General features: G+C 37.2%; 22 protein-coding genes. 6 read left to right on the top strand and 16 right to left on the bottom strand.

Annotated features, from left to right (window positions below):
- The first annotated feature begins 9 nt into the window (after positions 1–9).
- Positions 10–216 carry a hypothetical protein gene (locus NMG63_RS06730; protein ID WP_123171233.1) on the top strand — a complete coding sequence of 69 codons (207 nt, stop codon included), beginning with the start codon at positions 10–12 and terminating at the stop codon, positions 214–216.
- A gap of 90 nt (positions 217–306) precedes the next feature.
- On the opposite strand, the gene NMG63_RS06735 is transcribed toward NMG63_RS06730, so the two are convergent.
- Both NMG63_RS06735 and NMG63_RS06740 read right to left on the bottom strand, forming a co-directional pair.
- On the bottom strand, positions 307–1,206 hold the full coding sequence (locus NMG63_RS06735) for a hypothetical protein (protein WP_123171232.1): 900 nt from the start codon (positions 1,204–1,206) through the stop codon (positions 307–309).
- A gap of 69 nt (positions 1,207–1,275) precedes the next feature.
- Positions 1,276–2,628 (bottom strand): hypothetical protein, encoded by a 1,353-nt coding sequence (locus tag NMG63_RS06740; RefSeq protein WP_254006747.1) that lies wholly within the window; start codon positions 2,626–2,628, stop codon positions 1,276–1,278.
- A gap of 154 nt (positions 2,629–2,782) precedes the next feature.
- Here NMG63_RS06740 and NMG63_RS06745 point away from each other — a divergent pair, with 154 nt between their 5' ends.
- From NMG63_RS06745 to NMG63_RS06755, 3 genes are all read left to right on the top strand, one after another.
- Positions 2,783–3,229, top strand: a complete 447-nt coding sequence (locus tag NMG63_RS06745; protein WP_254006748.1) for a hypothetical protein — start codon at positions 2,783–2,785, stop codon at positions 3,227–3,229.
- Positions 3,230–3,317: 88 nt separating this feature from the next.
- Complete coding sequence (locus NMG63_RS06750; protein WP_254006749.1) at positions 3,318–3,842, top strand: signal peptidase II; 525 nt, start codon at positions 3,318–3,320, stop codon at positions 3,840–3,842.
- A gap of 87 nt (positions 3,843–3,929) precedes the next feature.
- Entirely contained in the window at positions 3,930–4,346 is a 417-nt protein-coding gene (locus NMG63_RS06755; protein WP_123171228.1) for a hypothetical protein, read from the top strand.
- Positions 4,347–4,363: 17 nt separating this feature from the next.
- Here the strand turns inward: NMG63_RS06755 and NMG63_RS06760 are convergent, their stop codons facing one another.
- From NMG63_RS06760 to NMG63_RS06815, 12 genes are all read right to left on the bottom strand, one after another.
- Positions 4,364–4,972 (bottom strand): VanZ family protein, encoded by a 609-nt coding sequence (locus tag NMG63_RS06760; RefSeq protein WP_254006750.1) that lies wholly within the window; start codon positions 4,970–4,972, stop codon positions 4,364–4,366.
- Positions 4,973–5,044: 72 nt separating this feature from the next.
- A complete protein-coding gene (locus tag NMG63_RS06765; protein WP_254006751.1) occupies positions 5,045–5,467 on the bottom strand; it encodes a GNAT family N-acetyltransferase in 423 nt (140 codons plus the stop codon).
- Between the two features lie 35 nt (positions 5,468–5,502).
- Complete coding sequence (locus NMG63_RS06770) at positions 5,503–6,000, bottom strand: DUF3307 domain-containing protein (RefSeq protein ID WP_254006752.1); 498 nt, start codon at positions 5,998–6,000, stop codon at positions 5,503–5,505.
- A 112-nt stretch (positions 6,001–6,112) separates the two neighbouring features.
- Positions 6,113–6,406 carry a hypothetical protein gene (locus tag NMG63_RS06775; protein WP_254006753.1) on the bottom strand — a complete coding sequence of 98 codons (294 nt, stop codon included), beginning with the start codon at positions 6,404–6,406 and terminating at the stop codon, positions 6,113–6,115.
- A 14-nt stretch (positions 6,407–6,420) separates the two neighbouring features.
- Positions 6,421–7,119 carry an N-acetylmannosamine-6-phosphate 2-epimerase gene (locus NMG63_RS06780; RefSeq protein ID WP_254006754.1) on the bottom strand — a complete coding sequence of 233 codons (699 nt, stop codon included), beginning with the start codon at positions 7,117–7,119 and terminating at the stop codon, positions 6,421–6,423.
- A 4-nt stretch (positions 7,120–7,123) separates the two neighbouring features.
- On the bottom strand, positions 7,124–7,957 hold the full coding sequence (locus NMG63_RS06785) for a carbohydrate ABC transporter permease (RefSeq protein ID WP_254006755.1): 834 nt from the start codon (positions 7,955–7,957) through the stop codon (positions 7,124–7,126).
- A gap of 12 nt (positions 7,958–7,969) precedes the next feature.
- Positions 7,970–8,866 (bottom strand): carbohydrate ABC transporter permease, encoded by an 897-nt coding sequence (locus tag NMG63_RS06790; RefSeq protein ID WP_003775043.1) that lies wholly within the window; start codon positions 8,864–8,866, stop codon positions 7,970–7,972.
- A 68-nt stretch (positions 8,867–8,934) separates the two neighbouring features.
- On the bottom strand, positions 8,935–10,230 hold the full coding sequence (locus NMG63_RS06795; RefSeq protein WP_003775042.1) for an ABC transporter substrate-binding protein: 1,296 nt from the start codon (positions 10,228–10,230) through the stop codon (positions 8,935–8,937).
- Between the two features lie 197 nt (positions 10,231–10,427).
- Positions 10,428–11,249 carry a MurR/RpiR family transcriptional regulator gene (locus tag NMG63_RS06800; RefSeq protein WP_003775039.1) on the bottom strand — a complete coding sequence of 274 codons (822 nt, stop codon included), beginning with the start codon at positions 11,247–11,249 and terminating at the stop codon, positions 10,428–10,430.
- Position 11,250: 1 nt separating this feature from the next.
- Complete coding sequence (locus NMG63_RS06805) at positions 11,251–12,126, bottom strand: ROK family protein (protein ID WP_003775037.1); 876 nt, start codon at positions 12,124–12,126, stop codon at positions 11,251–11,253.
- Positions 12,127–12,137: 11 nt separating this feature from the next.
- Complete coding sequence (locus NMG63_RS06810) at positions 12,138–13,010, bottom strand: N-acetylneuraminate lyase (RefSeq protein ID WP_013853201.1); 873 nt, start codon at positions 13,008–13,010, stop codon at positions 12,138–12,140.
- Positions 13,011–13,279: 269 nt separating this feature from the next.
- A complete protein-coding gene (locus NMG63_RS06815; protein ID WP_254006756.1) occupies positions 13,280–13,963 on the bottom strand; it encodes a YjjG family noncanonical pyrimidine nucleotidase in 684 nt (227 codons plus the stop codon).
- A gap of 104 nt (positions 13,964–14,067) precedes the next feature.
- Here NMG63_RS06815 and NMG63_RS06820 point away from each other — a divergent pair, with 104 nt between their 5' ends.
- Positions 14,068–15,390, top strand: coding sequence for an MATE family efflux transporter (locus tag NMG63_RS06820; protein WP_254006757.1), 1,323 nt, complete (start codon positions 14,068–14,070; stop codon positions 15,388–15,390).
- 6 nt (positions 15,391–15,396) lie between these two features.
- Here the strand turns inward: NMG63_RS06820 and NMG63_RS06825 are convergent, their stop codons facing one another.
- Both NMG63_RS06825 and NMG63_RS06830 read right to left on the bottom strand, forming a co-directional pair.
- Complete coding sequence (locus tag NMG63_RS06825; RefSeq protein WP_254006758.1) at positions 15,397–16,179, bottom strand: alpha/beta hydrolase; 783 nt, start codon at positions 16,177–16,179, stop codon at positions 15,397–15,399.
- Between the two features lie 26 nt (positions 16,180–16,205).
- Positions 16,206–17,033, bottom strand: coding sequence for a hypothetical protein (locus NMG63_RS06830; protein ID WP_254006759.1), 828 nt, complete (start codon positions 17,031–17,033; stop codon positions 16,206–16,208).
- 145 nt (positions 17,034–17,178) lie between these two features.
- On the opposite strand from NMG63_RS06830, the gene NMG63_RS06835 reads away from it, so the two are divergent.
- Positions 17,179–17,676, top strand: coding sequence for a YbaK/EbsC family protein (locus tag NMG63_RS06835; protein ID WP_254006760.1), 498 nt, complete (start codon positions 17,179–17,181; stop codon positions 17,674–17,676).
- Position 17,677: the final 1 nt, after the last annotated feature.

Raw genomic sequence — 17,677 nt, forward strand, 5'->3', positions numbered from 1 at the left:
GGAGGTTTTATGATTAAAACTAAAGTTTTTCATGACCACAATGGTTTAGACGAAGAACCATTGGATGCCTTAAAACAGATGGAATTATTTATTAATCAAGATGAAATTGAGTATCTTGGTCATTCCCATGCAAACCGTACCTCTCGTGAGCGTTTAGCGGGTTGGACGGCAAAGCATTATGATCGCGAAATTATATTGGTTTATAAGCAAAAATAAACCGTCAAGTTCTCAATTATAAACCCCCCTATTCAGCACGTAAGTGAATAAGGGGGTTTATTATTATGTAAAGACTATGCCTGACCGGTTTTACTCTATAGACTTTTCACGCAATAAACGTAAAATGCCAAACGCATCTTTTCGTTGAATCAGTTTATGATAAGGTGCTTGTTTCGATGTGTTCTCGGCGCTTTGAACTTGATAAGCATATACATCCAAACCTGAACGATTAACAATCAGAATCTCATTAAAGGTATAGGCAAAAACAACCAGCATATAGATTGGGGATACACCTGTAACTGCAAACGTTCCATCTTCAAGAACATCTTTCAATGTTTTCTCGATACTTGCTTGAATCCCTTCGAAATGATTTTCAAGTGTATGATGATTCAAAAGTTCTATAATTTGATTTTGGGGAACGTTGTGACGGATAAAGTGTTCTAATTTCTGAGAAGGTATCTCAATCTCAAGATGATCGTATTGAATAAGGTCAGCATAGAGGGTTAATACAAGATTATCAATGGGGAAATTCGGTGCAGTTAAAACCATCGCTTGATAAAGCGCATGCATGCGTTGCAGACCAAATTCTGAAACATGATTCATTTGATCTACAAACATATTGAGAACCCGTGTACGTGGGTCAATCTCCACATGGCGTAATAAATACACCGCACTGAGTATTAGTAGGCCAAGCCATAGACTGGTGAATATTACAAGATGATAGCGTGAGAGCATCGCCAAATTACCGCCAGTAATCCCGATCATTATCAAAATCGAGGACGCTCCGATGATCATCCGTTCACTGAATTTAAATGTTAATTTACGTTTTTTATATAAAAATTCAAAATAACATTCTAGAAAGAACCACGAGAGTAAAACCGCGAAAAATGCAATTGGAATCCCTGTTTCGGGTGACTTATAGAAAAATGAATAATACGCATAAACAAGTGCACTGACTAAAAGAAGCCATTTAAATCTAAATTTTCGCATATAAGTCCTCCTTAATCTTCCTCATTATAACAAGTTTTATTTCTGTCGTCTTTGATAATCATCTTAATTTTAAGGGTTCAATGCGTTTTCTTGCCATTCTTTAAGATACAAGGTCTCAAATGACGAGAGTGTTGTCGAAAAGCGTAATAAATCCCACAGCGAAACGGAAGTAAGCTTCGATGAATGCTTCATCATCATCGCCCATTCAAATGCAATGGTAGATGCTTGTTTGGAATCTTCTAAAACCTTATCGGTCACTTGTTTCGTCATATTCGCAAACAAGTCCAAATCTGCTGTTGTCTGATAATCCCAGGTCAATGGCTTTTGTTTTTCAAAAAACGATTCAAGAACGATTCCTAAATAATGCTCCGTTACACCGGGTAATGCATCACAAAACAGTTCCAATAATTCACGCTTCCTTTGTGCACATATCGTATCAAGAGGCTTTTCGGTTTTATAATTTTCTAAAAGAAAAACGCCCAAATCCGATGTGGAATAGATGTGTTTACCCATACGATCCATTATAAAAATGGCATTAATCGCATAAGCGACAAACGTAGAAACTAAGATTTGATTGGTGAGGCTATGCTGCGTAAGATAGCGTTTTCCATCATGGTTGTTGGTTAGGATTTCATTCAATAAGGAAAAACTTGAAACATCACACATAATAAATGCTTGTCTGTATTCAAAATCATTTTGATGTGAGTGGTATGTTTTTTGAAATTCACGGTATACATCTTTATTCAAATTCCGCTTTAAGAACCTTAAAATATCATTCCATTCAATCGCACGATTAAAGCTCTCCAAATCTTTCGTTTTCTTATGTGCAAGTGCGATGGTTACAACGAGTTGATGGAGTGGAAATTCATCCAAGCCTTTCGCTTCATGATACGCATAAAGTCGTCCAATATGAATCAAACTCGATGATGATAAGTCTTGATATTCCAAAACGAACTGATGCATGAGACGTTCAAGATCTGGGTGATGAGAATCTGGTTCACAAAGCGATGCTGAATGATCATTATGCATCTGATCTTTACGGGGTAATTTAAGTTCCCGAGACGAATGTGTTTCTGCACGACGTTTACGTCGATACTCAATGCGAATCCCAAAGAGTTTTTTATATGTAACCCATAACACCCAGAAAACAAGAACGAGTGTTCCCAATTCACGATATGTCGTTATATTTCGGTTTTTATAGGCGATGAAAAGCAGAACAGCTTTTAACGTTGCTTCGTGATACCATGGATCTTGCGTCCCATATTCCATCTTGAGTTCAAAAACTCCTTGCGGAATAAAGCCTAAACTTAAAAAGATGATTGCGAAGTAAAATCCTGTAATCATTCTTTCCGGTATTATAAGCCAAGTAAAACCTCCTGAAAGCACTGCAAGAAAAAACCAAATATGTGTTGTCTTCTTCATAAATATCCCCTCAAATATTAATTCTATTATACCAATATTTTGTTTAACTAGGAGATTGTAAACAAAGGATGGGTAATAATTTCATCATTTTTCAAGCTTTTCACTCATTGTTCATGTTTTAATCCGTTATAATAAATAAAACAAGGAGACCAATATGGCAAATTTAAAAGATTTAGTAAAGCAATTTTTACCGCAGGATGAAACAACAGATGCTTTGATGGATAACTTCGATGTGAAGTCCTTGATGGGTCTAGCAAGTAATCCTTCCGCAATGGTTACGGAGATATTGAAGAAGACAGGTCAAGAAGATTTAGTCCAGAATCTGATGAACCAAGCCCTTTCTCATTTCACGAAAACTGATAGTAAACAAGGAAATCAATTTTTTGATGTGATCATTCAATCTATCACTTCACAACTCAGTGTTGATACAGGCGTTAAAGTCGTCAAAACACTGATGGAAACAATGATTGGTAATAAGTCCTTTGATGTTGTCAATGACTTGAATCATGCTTTGTCTGCACAAGATGTAAAAGAAGAAACACGTGGTTCTATTATGGATACCATAACTCAAAAAGCCTTTGATTTGGTTAAAGGCGCATAAGCGGCACTAAAGTACGACACTTTAGTGTTTTTTTGCACACAAATATCACACGTCCCCCCTATAATTTACATACATAGGGGGGATTTTTATGAAAACAATGCTTTGGGTATTAGGCTTCCTGATTGTTGATCAAGGAAGTAAGTATTATGTCGCATCAACTTTAAATCAATCGACTCTGTATCTGTGGGGTGATTCACTACAAATTCATCCACAATTCAATCAAAATTTAAGTTGGATTAATCATTTCATGAAAGATACATTTAATATTAGTATGTCAGCACATTTTATGTTACTAATGCGTATTGCACTTTTCATTTTTACCATCATGTATTTAATCTATCATATGGGTATTGATAATCGCCGTTTAGACAGTCACTATCGCATTAGTGTTGCACTCATTACCAGTGCTACTTTGGCCTCGATTCTTGATCAAACCTTATGGGGTGGATCTTTAAACTGGATTCAATACACCACACAATCCCTATCTCAATTTTCTTTTGATTTAAAAGATGTTTTCTTAGATGTGGGATTGATTTCACTTGTCGGCGCTATGTTGATTAATCACGAAGGACGCTTATCTGAAATTATATTCTTACGAAATCGGGTCAATTAGGACGATTATACGTCGATTAAGCACACTCCATCCCTTATCTTGACCCTTATACGGTATACTCAAGCTATACAAATTGGAGGCATGGTTATGGCACAACAAAACATAGAAATACGCGAAGCAATCAGTGCTGGAGAGCAACTCCTCTATCAACTGGAACAATCTCGTGCTCAACTTAAGAAAGCATCTGATTGGGGACTTTTTGATATGTTTGGTGGTGGGATGTTTGTGACGATGATCAAACATAACCGTATTAATGAAGCAAAACAACATATGAGTGATGCACAGTTTCTACTGCAACGATTTAGTAAAGAATTACGAGATGTTCACGGTACCTTTGATGACCTCGGTGATTTGAATGGTTTCTGGACTTTTGCGGATTATTTTATGGATGGATTTTTTGCGGATTATATGGTTCAAACAAAAATAAACAATGCCCTTTCAAAGCTTGATGGTTTGATTCATAGCGTTCGCGGTATTGTTAACGATTTACATCACATGCAATAAAAAAAGACGCTAAGCGTCTAGATATTATGAGATCTTCGTTCGGGTATTAGGGCGAAGATTTTTTCAATTGCAGGAGCACATACAATGTACAAAGACCAGCCGAGCATGCCACCGAAGGTATTGGATAACAAGTCATTAATATCTGCTACACGGCGTGTATATAAGGTAAGCTGCATCATGAGTTGTGTCATCTCGATACATAGAGAGAATGTCATACTTAAAAGCACAATCTTTAAAAAACTTGGTTTTTTAAGCTTATAATTCATAAGAAATCCAAACGGTACTAACATGACAATATTTGGAATAAGATAATCCATATAACTCGAGTACTGGCTTACAAATAAATCAATAAAAAAAGGCTGTGTATTGTAGTTTAATCCAAATTTGAGTGCTTGATTTGCAAGGATTTGTTTATCATTCATGGGAATGGGTAACAGTGCTACCTCAAAAACACCACAAAAATATATAAAGAGCAAGATATTGATGACACTGTCATTACGCTCTTGTTTTCTAAAATATATAAAATAACATACAACAAATAAAGCAATGTAGAGATAAATTCCGGTATTTAGTTGAACAGGACCATTGCGAAGTGCATCCAACCATGTACTGATTAATATAATCACCAAAGACTCCTTTACGGGTTACGTTGACTGTCATTGTATCATATCTATTCCAATAGACCAATGCGGTAAAACTTAAAGGTTCTTCACAAATTTTAGGTGTGTCGATTCAAATCCATGTGATCGATAAAATTCATGTGCGCGGATTCGTTTTTTGTTGGTTGTCAGTTCAATTTGAAGCGCACCTTTTTCAGTTGCATATGCTACCGCATGTCTTAATAACTCAGCCCCGTATCCTCGACTTCGAGTCGATGGATTCATCACAAAATCATTGATTTCCGCGATGAGTCCACTGTGATGGAGTTGGACATCGATTCGCATATTTAGACACCCTACTACCGCCTTATCGACCTCATAGACAAACATATGCATGTACGGATTGGAAAACACGGATTCATAGGCATTACAAAACAATTCATAAGGAAATTCTGTATCTTCCAAGTCATTCATTAACTGCCAAATTGAGGATAAATCATCCATTTGAGTTTTTCGTATCATTCTAAGCCTCCTTATAAAAAACAGGCATAAGCCTGCTAGATGTTGATGAGTTCAAGAGAACCCTTTTTTAATTTTAATAACACTTGTATTGGACGTGTTAATACTAAAACAGCAATCACAATACTTAAGCAAACAGTTGCATCGATTCCAAATACTGTATGCATTTGTGTAATTTCTAAAAAGAACTGATGTCTAAAGAAATAACCAGAGAACGCATAAAGTACACCAAAATGAATCAATTGACTAATCACTTCCACAAGTTCTAAACGATGACAAATACCTTTAAATTCACATTGGATGAGTATTGCTTTCATTAACTCTAATATAAAGTGAACAAAAACCATAGCCGCAACATAAACCCAAGCTTCTCCATCAAACATAAACGCAAACACTCCAAATACAATCGCATGGACACTAATATGTGCAATTAACCATAAAAATGATGAGCTCTTGTTCTCAAACATTTTATTGGATTGTAAATGAAAATCCGCAAGTATATGTAGAATGGTAAAATATAAAAACAAATTAATCATAACCTTCTCCATTCGTTCCCACTTCATTAGAGTATACATGAAATGATTTTAGAATATCAAGTATTTTTTACAAATAAAAAAGGCAAATGGTGACTTTGCCTTTTTAGGAGAATTATTTCATAAAAATACGAATGCGATCCACTGCGACAAGTGATCCATTATACAAGACACTTGCTGCAACGACAGGCATATAAATAAAGTATAATGCATAAGCTTGTTGGTTCGACGGTACAATTCCCTTCGCTGCAAGTCCTAAAAGCAAGAGGATCGATACCGCATTAATAATCAATGGCGGTAACCATCGTTTTGTCGTTACTTTGTTTAATAAGAATGTCGCTAATACGGATAAACCCATAAACACAATACCGTAATAGAACCACCCAATAATTAATTGACTTAATGTCATCAAACCAACTCCTTCTATTTAACGTTCATCGCTTTCACAAAGCGATTTGTAATCTCTTGTGGTCGGGTAATTGCGCCACCTACAGTAACACAGTGAACGCCACATTCAATAGCCTTGCGTGCAGCTTCTGGAGAATGAATCCTTCCTTCCGCAATCACAGGTATCGAAAGTTGTTGAACTAAGTCTACCATAAGTTGGTAGTCCGGTCCTTCCTGTTGAGGTGAATAATCGGTATATCCACTGAGTGTTGTGCCCACACAGTCCATACCAATTGCTTGACAATGCAAGCCTTCTTCTAATGTTGAAATATCACCCATTAAAATACAATCTGGATATTTTGTCTTAATTTCTTGAATAAATGCTTCGATGGATTTTCCATCACCTCTTGGTCTTAAGGTTGCATCAAGTGCAATGATGTCACAACCTGTTTCGATGAGAGCATCAATCTCCGTCATCGTTACCGTAATATACTGTTGGTAATTTGGATAAGGTTTCTTAATAAGCCCAATCACAGGAAGATCAACTGCAGCTTTTATTTGCTTGATATCCGTAACCCCTTGTGCCCGAATCCCTACAGCTCCTGCTCGTGCAGCTGCTTGAGCCATTAAAACCATGATCCCACCCTCTTCACGATAAAGGGGTTCATCGGGAAGGGCTTGACATGAAACGACAAGACCCTTCTCGAGTTGTTTAAAAATACTATGCTTTTTCATATGCTTATCCTTTCACAGCACCTACTGTAACACCTTGTGTAAAGAAGCTTTGGAAACAGAGGAACACAACAATCATCGGTAAGGATGCAAGCAATGCCCCTGCCATTAGAAGTCCGTAGTTTAATGAGAACTCAGCAGACTGTGCCATGGAAGCAAGGCCTAATGGAAGTGTCTTCATAACTTCCGAGTTTGTAAAGACAAGTTGTGAGAAATAATCATTCCAACTTGAGATAAATGTAAAGATTGCAAGTGCACCAATTCCTGGTTTCACAATTGGAAGCACAATGTGCCAGAATTTCTTAATTTCACTACAGCCATCGATGTCCGCAGATTCTAATAATGAATCGGGAACGGCATGAGAGAACTGTTTCATTAAGAAGACACCAAAGGGCCATCCAACAGCGGGAAGAATTAAGGCCGTATACGTATCCATTAAACCGAGTTCAGTAATAAAACGTAGAAGCGGGATTAAGATTACCTGTTTTGGTAGAGCCATCGCTGCAATAAAGATTGCGAAGATCAGCTTAACCCCAGGAAATTTTTTCTTCGCTAAAGCATAACCAGCAAGCGAAGCAGTTGTACATACTAACAATGTTGTCGTTAAGGACACAAACACGGAGTTAAAGAACCAGCGTGCTGTTAGCGGTTGTAATAATAATTTATAGTTATCAAATGTTGGATTTAAAGGAAACCACTCAGGTGGTAATGCGATCGCAACATCTTGTAATTTAAATGAACCGGATGCAATCCAGTAAAATGGAAAGATAAAGAATATTGTGAGTGCTACTAAGAATATCATTGAAATGATATTAAAGAGTCCAAATTTTTTAAACTTCATATATGTTCCCCCCTAATAATTAACGTCATCGGACAAGAATTTAAATTGTAAGGTCGAGATAATTGCGATAATTACCGCAAGAATAACACCCATCGCTGACGCCTTTCCATATTCCTGTAGAATAATCGCCGTTTCATAAACCAGATACATTACAGTCGAAGTAGAGTAGTTTGGTCCACCGGCTGTCATTAATTGGATTAATGAGAAGATTTGGAAACTGTTGATCGTTGTCGTGACCACAATATAAAGTGTGGTTGGTTTGATCAGTGGCCAGATTATTTTTCTAAAAATAACCCAGTTCCCAGCACCATCGATACGTGCTGATTCTAATAACTCTTCTGGAACGTTTCCTAAAGCTGCGACATAAAGAATAATGGGTTGTCCAAGACTTGTGGTAATAAGGACTGCAATAATTGCATAGATTGCGGTCTTAGAGTTTCCAAGCCATTGTACATTTTCACTAATGAGTCCTACATTTTTTAGGATATAGTTCAAGATTCCAAAATCAGGGTTATAAATCCATAACCAAACAACTGTAATGGATACAACGGATGAGATTGCAGGAATATAGAATACACCTCTAAAGAACGAACGAACTGCAGCGTGTTTATTATAAATATGAATTGCGATAAAGAGTGCCAACATTACCACAATTGGAACAGCAACCAAGGTAATAACTGCTGTATTACGCATTGATTTTAAGAATATATCATCATGCATTAAGTTTGCGTAATGATTGAGTCCATAGAAGACTTGGTTACGTCCTCTAAATCTGAAAAATGATAAGTAGATCCCTTTGACCATGGGATATAAAACGAATGTCACGAAGAATAACAATGCAGGGAGTAAGAATAAATATCCACTTGTATCAATATGCTTCTTTTTAATTTTCTGTTTTAATGCCTTCATACATATCCCCTTCTAATAAAAATGGGAGATGAAACAAACATCCATCTCCCATCACTATGATTGATAACCTATTGTGCTTCTTTTATTGTATTATTTGCTTTTTCTACAAATGCATCCGCTGCGGCTTTCGGTTCTGCTTCACCACTCATTACAGATTGTAACATTGGGAACCAGTAAGGACGCATTTTTGCATAACCTTCAATGGTATTGTAGTAAGGACCAAATTGAGGTGTTAGTGATTCTGCGAATTTAAGTTCTGCATCATCATATAATCCAGTTTGACCTTGTTGTGCTGAGAAGTTTCCTGTTGCAAGAAGTGTACGTTTACCCCATACTTCATCATTGATCATGAAGTCTGCGAATTTTTGAGCTGCTGCTGCTTTCGCATCATCACCGTTGTCAAATACGGCTGGACCTGCAACTAAGAATTCATATTTAGGTGCTTTCGCATCATTTGGATAAGGTAAGAAACGTGCATTCATGTCTGAACCTTGCATGTGTTGTGTACGAAGTCCTGGAGATGAAAGAATTGAAATTGCGGTTTTATTGGATTTGAAGTATTCTTGACCATCTTTTGATTCAAGACCCTGTCCACTTCCAAGTAATCCCTCTTTTGAAGCTTTAGCTACCCATTCTAGACCTTTAACACCTTGTTCGTTATTAATGGTATATTCTGAGATTGCTTCATCTGTAATCCATGAGCCGTATAAGTTTGAAACAAAGGCACGAGGACCTTGATCCCCTGCAGCTGATTTCGCATAAAGTAATGTCGGAATCATTTCTGGATCTTTTTCTTTAACTGCTTTTAAGAATGTTTCAAATTCATCAACAGTCCAATTACGTCCTGGATTATCTTCTTTATCTAATGGAAGTAAATCTGTAATTCCTAACTTATCTGTTACATTGGTATTTACTGCCATTAAGAACGGTGCAATCCCTTGTGGGTAAAGATAGAGTTTATTATCAAGACTACTTGCTTTTACTGCAGATGCATCAAGTTGTTTTGTATCAACATCTGCAAATTCTTTGAGGTATCCTTTTGAAGCCCAGTCAATAACACGACCTGGAGCATCATAGATTACATCTGGATTTGTTTTTGATTGAATTGCAGTTTCAACTTTTGCAGGACCATCTGTAAAGTCAATTTTTTGGTAATCAACCTTAATGGTTGGGTTTTTTTCCTCAAATGCTTTAATAAGCGCTGCATCGTAATCTGCTGAATCTGGAAATTCTTGATCATTGGTAAAGTTTGGGAAGTTCCAATACTTAATGGTTACTTCTTCAGAATCTTTCTTCTTACCACATCCTGTCAACAACAACGCTAATGCTGCTGTTGTGATAACACCTTTCGTAAATCGTTTCATGCTTTTCCTCCTCTAACATGCATATCAAGCATTTGAATATGCTGTACGTAATTTCATAATAGCATCTATTTGTATCTTTGCAAGCGTTTTCATAAAATTATTTACAATTTCATAATTCATGAAATTCATTTTCGTAAACACAGTTTAGATTTTGCTTTTATTAAAACAGTTTTCGTAAAAAACGGCTTTAAATTACCTTATTCTTCCATTTTTTCATTTGCTTTTTTTATAATCGCATCCACAGTTTGACTCATAACATAACTGTATTGATCATCTTCCAATAATTTCATGGAGATAATATCAACAAGATACATAATCGCAAACTGTGAATTCACAAAACGTTTATTGTCGATAAATAAACTGTTGTATACAAACATTTGGTAATCACTAATATGCGCTAATTCACTTTCTGAAAAACTGGTCATGGATAATATTTTTGATCCATTATTTTTAGCTGTCTTTACAGCATTAAGTACTTCAATTGTTTTCCCCGATGTGGAGATACCAATTACAAGATCTTTTTCTTTGGTAATGGTTGAATTAATCAACATCATATGGGAATCGGTAATACCGGAGACATTGAACCCCATACGTAATAATCGTTGCGTCATTTCCATCGCTGTGAGCCCTGAACTCCCAACGCCATAGATAAAGATTCTCTGAGCATCTTTTAAAGCTGTAATTACACGTTCCAACTCTTCTTTGTCAATGTTTTTCTTTGTACGATCAATCACGCGATTGTAGTAAGAATAAACACTATCAAAGATATCCGAAGACTCAAGTGGTATCCCATCTTGTTCTGCTGCAGAAATTTGAATTTTCATATCAACAAAACTCTCACACCCAATTTTGCGACAAAAGCGTGTAATCGTTGCACTGGAAGTTCCCGTTTGTTCTGCCAGTTTGCCAATATTTATATTTTTAATTTCATTATTCTTTTGCAGAATGTACATGGCAATTTGTTTCTCTTTCTGAGAAAAATTGACATATTGTTTTTGTATTTCATCGAGGATATCCATGTTATCCTTCCTTTCTTCTTAAAAAGTGATAGAGTGCACCAACCATGCCCGCATCATTTTTAAGTTTTGCAAACTGGATGTTTGCGGTATTAAAGGATGGGATCATGGTTTCTTCAAGTGCAGCTTTGATCATCGGTTCAAGATAAGCTTGCTGTGCCATAATTCCCCCACCAAGGACAATTACCTCCGGGTTGATTAAGTATTGAATGGTAGCAAGACCTTGAACTAAATGATCTACAAATCGTGTAAGTGCTTGTTGGCAAATAAGATCCCCTCTTTTTGCATTGGCAATTACCAATCGTCCATCAAATATTTGATCACTGGGATGATGTTTCATCACATCTTCGACCAATGCGGTTGTGGACGCTAAATCTTGAAAATATGCGTTCTTTATTGGAATGTACCCGACTTCCCCTGCCGTACCGCTTGCACCATGCCAAAGATTTCCTTCAAACATTAATGCACCACCAACCCCTGTACCAATGGTAAGGCATACCACCGACGATGCACCACGTGCAGCACCTTGCCAATACTCACCCATACAGGCACAATTCACATCATTCTCTACGAAACATGGAATGTGATAGGTTGATTCGATAATTTCTTTAAGCGGGGTTCCCGTGTAATCGGGAATGGTATACCCCGCATATTGAATCGATCCGGTTTCTAAATCCACAACGCCGGCCGTTGAAATCGCAACACCATCGACATCTAAATCCTGCTTTAAAATTTGATGCAAGGTATCAACAATTTCATGATTACCGGCTGTTTGTTTTACAGAAAGGGTTTCAGTTTCAGTTAACGCCTCACCCAACTCGTTATAACATGCATGTTTTATCGATGTGCCTCCGATATCAATGCAACGGTAACGCTTCATGACAAACCTCCTTATGCCTTTACATACATCTGGTGAATTTCAATTGCACGTTTACGTTGTGCATCTTGAGGTGCTTTCATCGGTTCGCGACAAATACCTGCATGAACCCCTTCCTCCGCTAAAATTAATTTTAATGTGTTATAAAGGCCATTATCTAAGACCGCACTGATTAAATCGTTAGTTTCTTTTTGGAGTTGTAATGCAGTTTTTAAATCCCCTGCATCCACGGCATCCATGGTTTGACGAGCTTTTAATGCATTCACATTAAAGGTTGAACCAATTGCACCATCAACACCCAATGCACATGCTGGCAACAACATCTCATCAAAACCTGCATAAATTAATTTTTCTGGGAATGTTGTGCGCATACGTTCAAGAAGATAGAAATCTGCTGCCGTAAACTTAACACCCTTAATTTTCTCGTTTTCAAAGAGCTCTGCAAATTGATCCAATGAAAGGGATACACCGGTTAGATAAGGAATTGAATAAATAATCATTTCAGTATCGATATCTTCTAAAATGCGGTTGTAGTAGTTTTTAACTTCCTCGAAATCAAATTTGTAATAGAAAGGCGTAACGGCTGAAATTGTTTTATATCCGAGATCAGTTACAAATCGAGCCAATTCTTTTGCTTCTTTAAGGTTTGTGGAACCTACTTGCGCAATTAAATCACAAGCACCTTGAGTTTCTTCAAAGGCAATCTCGAAGATACGTTTTTTCTCTTCCGTAGAGATTAAGAAGTTTTCCCCCGTACTTCCTCCGACATAAAGACCATCGACCTTATTATGATCGATATTGTAACGGACAATTTCACGTAATCCTTGTTCGGAAAGATCTCCGTTTTCATCAAAGGCAACCAGTAATGCTGAATATAGTTTTTTCATTTTCCACCTCTGCGATTATATTGGTATCGCTTACATTTGGAGTATAGCATCGAAAATTGTTTTAATCAAGATGATTTATTGAAAACAAATACCACTAACGTAAGCCCTTTCATCGTGGTGTAAACTATCTTTAACTTTGTAAATGATTACCAAACGCAAAAAGAACCACTTTATAGTGGTTCTTTGGTTTGTTTTCTTAATTCCGTTTCTATCCGAAAACATTTTTCATTAAAATCATTTTCGTAAATATATTTTTTATCGGTAATCGATTATTTAATAATATCAAGGAAATCAAGCAGGTTTTTAATTTCAAAATCGGGTTTAATATCCGTAGGGTTTGCGTTCCCTTCTGGGTTATACCAGCATCCTGTAAGTCCGGCATTCATGGCACCATAAACATCGGCTTTAATATTATCACCCAACACAATTGTTTCTGCTGGATTAAACGGTTGCATTTCTTTGGCAACGATTTCAAAAAACTCGATCATCGGTTTCGCATACCCAAGTTCTTGAGAAATAAAGATATGACCGAACCAATCACGAATGTTTGCGTGATCCAATCGTTTATACTGTGTATCGGTAATCCCATTGGTCACAATGCCCAAACGATAATCATCCTTTACAGCTGCAAGCAATTCCATTGCCCCTGGCATAAAGATATTATTTTCTTCAATCAGTGTACGAAACATTTGATCCATCTCACGACCGCTATACGGTAAATCAAAGGATGCAAGGGAGACACCAAAACGCTCGTCAAGAATGGTTTGTTGATCAATCTCGCCACGTTCATGGGCTTCCCATAACTGATGGTTCACGTCGTAATAGTAATCTAAGACTTCTTTTGTATACGGTACCTTAAGCGTTTCAAATAACTGCTTAAGTGCGATAGTCTCAGATTCTTTAAAATTTAACAGGGTATTATCAATATCAAAGAGTAATGTAGTATATGTCATAATGTCCTCCAAATCCTATTTATTCTATCATAAATTAGTACCAAACGTGATATGATGACCATAAATTGAGCCATTCTTGGTACATTTTCTTTTGGAGGTCTTTTATGAATACAATACCCACACGCAAGCAATTGCGTCACAATCTCGCCCGTTACATCCTTCCCTCAATCGGAGCGATGATCTTTTTTTCTTTATATACTATGGTTGATGGGATGTTTGTCGGTAAAGGGGTCGGTCCGCACGCTCTCGCTTCCGTGAACCTCTCAATGCCTTACATCAACATGATTTTTGCGTTTGCCTTAATGATTGCGGTCGGTGCCTCAACGCGCATCACCTACTACTTCGGTAAAAAAAGCATTCATGAAAGTAACGTCATCTTCTCACTGGGTTTTTGGTTTTTAGGGCTTTTTTCGCTAGCTTTAGCCATGATAACAGGTCTTCTCCGCGACTCCCTAATTATTCTGTTAGGCGCAACACCGGATACTATGCACTATGTTTCTCAATACTTGAGTATGATGATTCTCTTTAGTCCTTTTTTTATGTTGACCTATTACCTTGAGGTATTGGTTAAAGCAGATGGTGCTCCCGGATTATCGTTACTGGGTATTATCTTAAGTGCCTTTGTGAATATTGTTTTAGATTATCTTTTCGTAATTCAATTTCAATGGGGCATCCAAGGTGCCGCACTTGCAACCGGTATTGCGCAAGTCTTTGGCTTTATCTTCTTTTTAACGTATTTCCTATCTTCTAAATCCACACTCAAATTTATCAAACCCACATGGAATATTAAGACCGTCATGAACATGATTCGAATCGGCATTCCAGATGCCTTAACGGAACTCTCGTCTGGATTTATTACCTTCGTCTTTAATCTCGGAGTTGCCTTTTATTTTGGTTCCAATGGTCTTGCTGCCTTTGGCGTCTTAATGTATCTAACCAATCTTGTTACGGTTACCATGATTGGGATTAATCAAGGAATTCAACCCTTAATTAGTTTTTATCACGGTCAAAAACAAACAAAACTTATGGATTGGATTTTAAACGATGCACTCTTTATCAGTGTGCTCTGTGGTCTAGGATTCTTTATCCTTTGTCAGACTTTACCCGAAGTTCTTGTAAGTGGGTTTATTAATGTGAAAAACATTGAACCTTTTAACCTTGCGGTTAAAGCATTACCCATCTTTAGCTATGGTTTCCTTTTATCTGGAATTAATATTGTCTTAGCCGGCTATTTTACTGCACTGGAACGTATTCGTCCGGCAATGCTTATTTCAATGATGCGTGGCTATCTTCTTGTAGCGCTGTGTGTAATCAGTCTTCCTTACTTATTCGGTGCAAGCGCGATTTGGTTGGCTCCCCTAACGTACGAATTGCTTACCCTAGTCGTTTCATTAATCCTATTTAAACACTATAAAAAAACAGCCTAGGCTGTTTTAGAAAAAATGTTTAAACGCATGATAGGTTCCATACTCCCAAAAAGGCCAGGAATGATCCCCATCATCAAGATAATGAACATCGACCTCTGTATAGGCCTCTAAATCGGCGACAAACTGCTTTACATCCGCAATTGGGACCGCTTCATCCATACCTCCTGTCATAACCAAAAAAGACACAGGGAGGTTTTTTGTATGGTATGACGCAAGGCTCGCACTTGGATGTTGACGAGTCCAAAGTTCATGATCAAATACATCATTTTGATCCCGGAATACATGCCACTCATAGGTTACGGTCGTTGGTGTCATGGTATACCAAACCGCCGGTGATAAAGCCATCACTTTGGAAAAATACTCAGGATAACGAAGACCTAAGTTGCTGGCCCCATAACCGCCCATGGATAACCCACCAATAAAGCGTTTTTCTCGGGTAGGATGAAGTCCTAAACGCGCTTCAAGTGTTGGAATAAGATCTTCAATTACGGCTGTTTCCATTTGGAAACAACGACTGTTTATATAAAACGAATTAAAACCATCTACAAAAATCACAACACATTTACGACATTCACCCAGTTCCATAGACTCATCAAGAAACTCCGGTAATAAAAACCGCTCTGTCATATTGCGATGGTTTCCGGTTGCCCCATGTAAGAGATAAACAACAGGAAGTGTACTGAGCGATTCATTACTGTCTAAATATGGACAGTATTCACTGTAATTCCAATCAAATCCTAATGATGGTGAATAGATTGTGCCATCGACCATCTCACCGCTTTTTCCCATAGAACCCCTCTTTTCTATTTTAAATACTAGTCGATATTTTTAACGTCAAAACCACCTAAGAATTCCTTCCAACCTTCAGCGGTCTTACCATTATCCGCTACGAAATAACGACGGATACCATTTGAGTTCGTTTCACTTTGATTCGAACTTGTGAACACATCACGACTTTCCTTAATATTTTTATTTAAAACATCCCAAAATGCATTGTTCTCATCTTGAAGAAGTTCCTTAAGGGCGTCACGATCTAAATATCGAATCATGCCTCCTCGTGTTTTTGTTAAATCGATTACATCTTCAAAATCACGCTTTGACAGTGAGATACTTAATAAGTGGTCCATCAATTCGTCAAACATATAGATTGAGTCTACATAATTCGTATCTTCATCGTATTGAAGTAAGACACGCTTACCATTCTTTAACTCAAGAAACTCATAACCTGTTGAAAAGGGTGGCATCTCCGTCAATTTCTTCAAGGCAATGTCATTAGACTTTTTGATGTTTTCCGTAACAAAAAGCCCCCCTGTATTGTTTCGATGATTCAACATATGAACCTTCTGCATTCTAAGATTTTGACCGTTTAAAATCGTCACGGTACCAACGACCAAATCACCTTTTGTATTTTCTTTATAATAAACACGATCATTAAGATCATCCATATTCCCATAGGCATAGTCCAAGGGATTTAGATAAGAATCCAATTCACTCGATGACTCCATGTTCGAGATATAGGCTGTATAGGTCTTTCCCGCAAAAAAAGCGTCAATTGCTTTTTGTTCCGATCCTTGCGAATTCGTGCCACACCCCACCAGCACAAGACTTAACATCACCAGGATGATTCCATATATTTTTTTCATAACTTCCTCCAATATGTATGAAAATAATAGCTTAGGCACTTATTAAAAGCAATGAGTTCACGCATTTATCATACTTACATGGTTGAGCCTTGAAACCTGTTTCAAAATCACTTATGATGATTATAAAGAAACAGGAGGGGTTTTTATGAATCCACAACCATATCAAGAAGAAATTTATCACTTACTCCATGAATTAGACATTTCTTATCGCGAAGATCATCATAAACCAATCTTTTCCGTTGAATCCGATGATCTCGATATTCCAGGTCCACAAGTTAAATATCTATTGCTACAACCTAAGAAAACGGATGAATATTACTTAGTCGTTGCCCACGATGAGACACATCCTGATTTAAAACAACTTGCACAAGACTTAGGAACTAAGCGTCTTTCATTCCCTTCGAATGAAGCGATGAAAGATTTATTAGGGATTGAGTTTGGTTCTTTGACCTTGCTTTCACTTATCGCAGATACCAATCATAAAGTCACCCCGATTTTTGATACCGCGATTGACCGTGATGATACCATTGGTCTTCTCGCCAACAACAACACCATCACCTTAACTTTACAGGTTCGTGATGTGGAAAAATACCTCAATCATCTTGGGTATACACCCCGTTATCTTGAATTAAAACAAAAATAAA

The organism is Erysipelothrix amsterdamensis, from assembly GCF_940143175.1.
In the GTDB taxonomy this organism is placed as follows: domain Bacteria; phylum Bacillota_I; class Bacilli_A; order Erysipelotrichales; family Erysipelotrichaceae; genus Erysipelothrix; species Erysipelothrix amsterdamensis.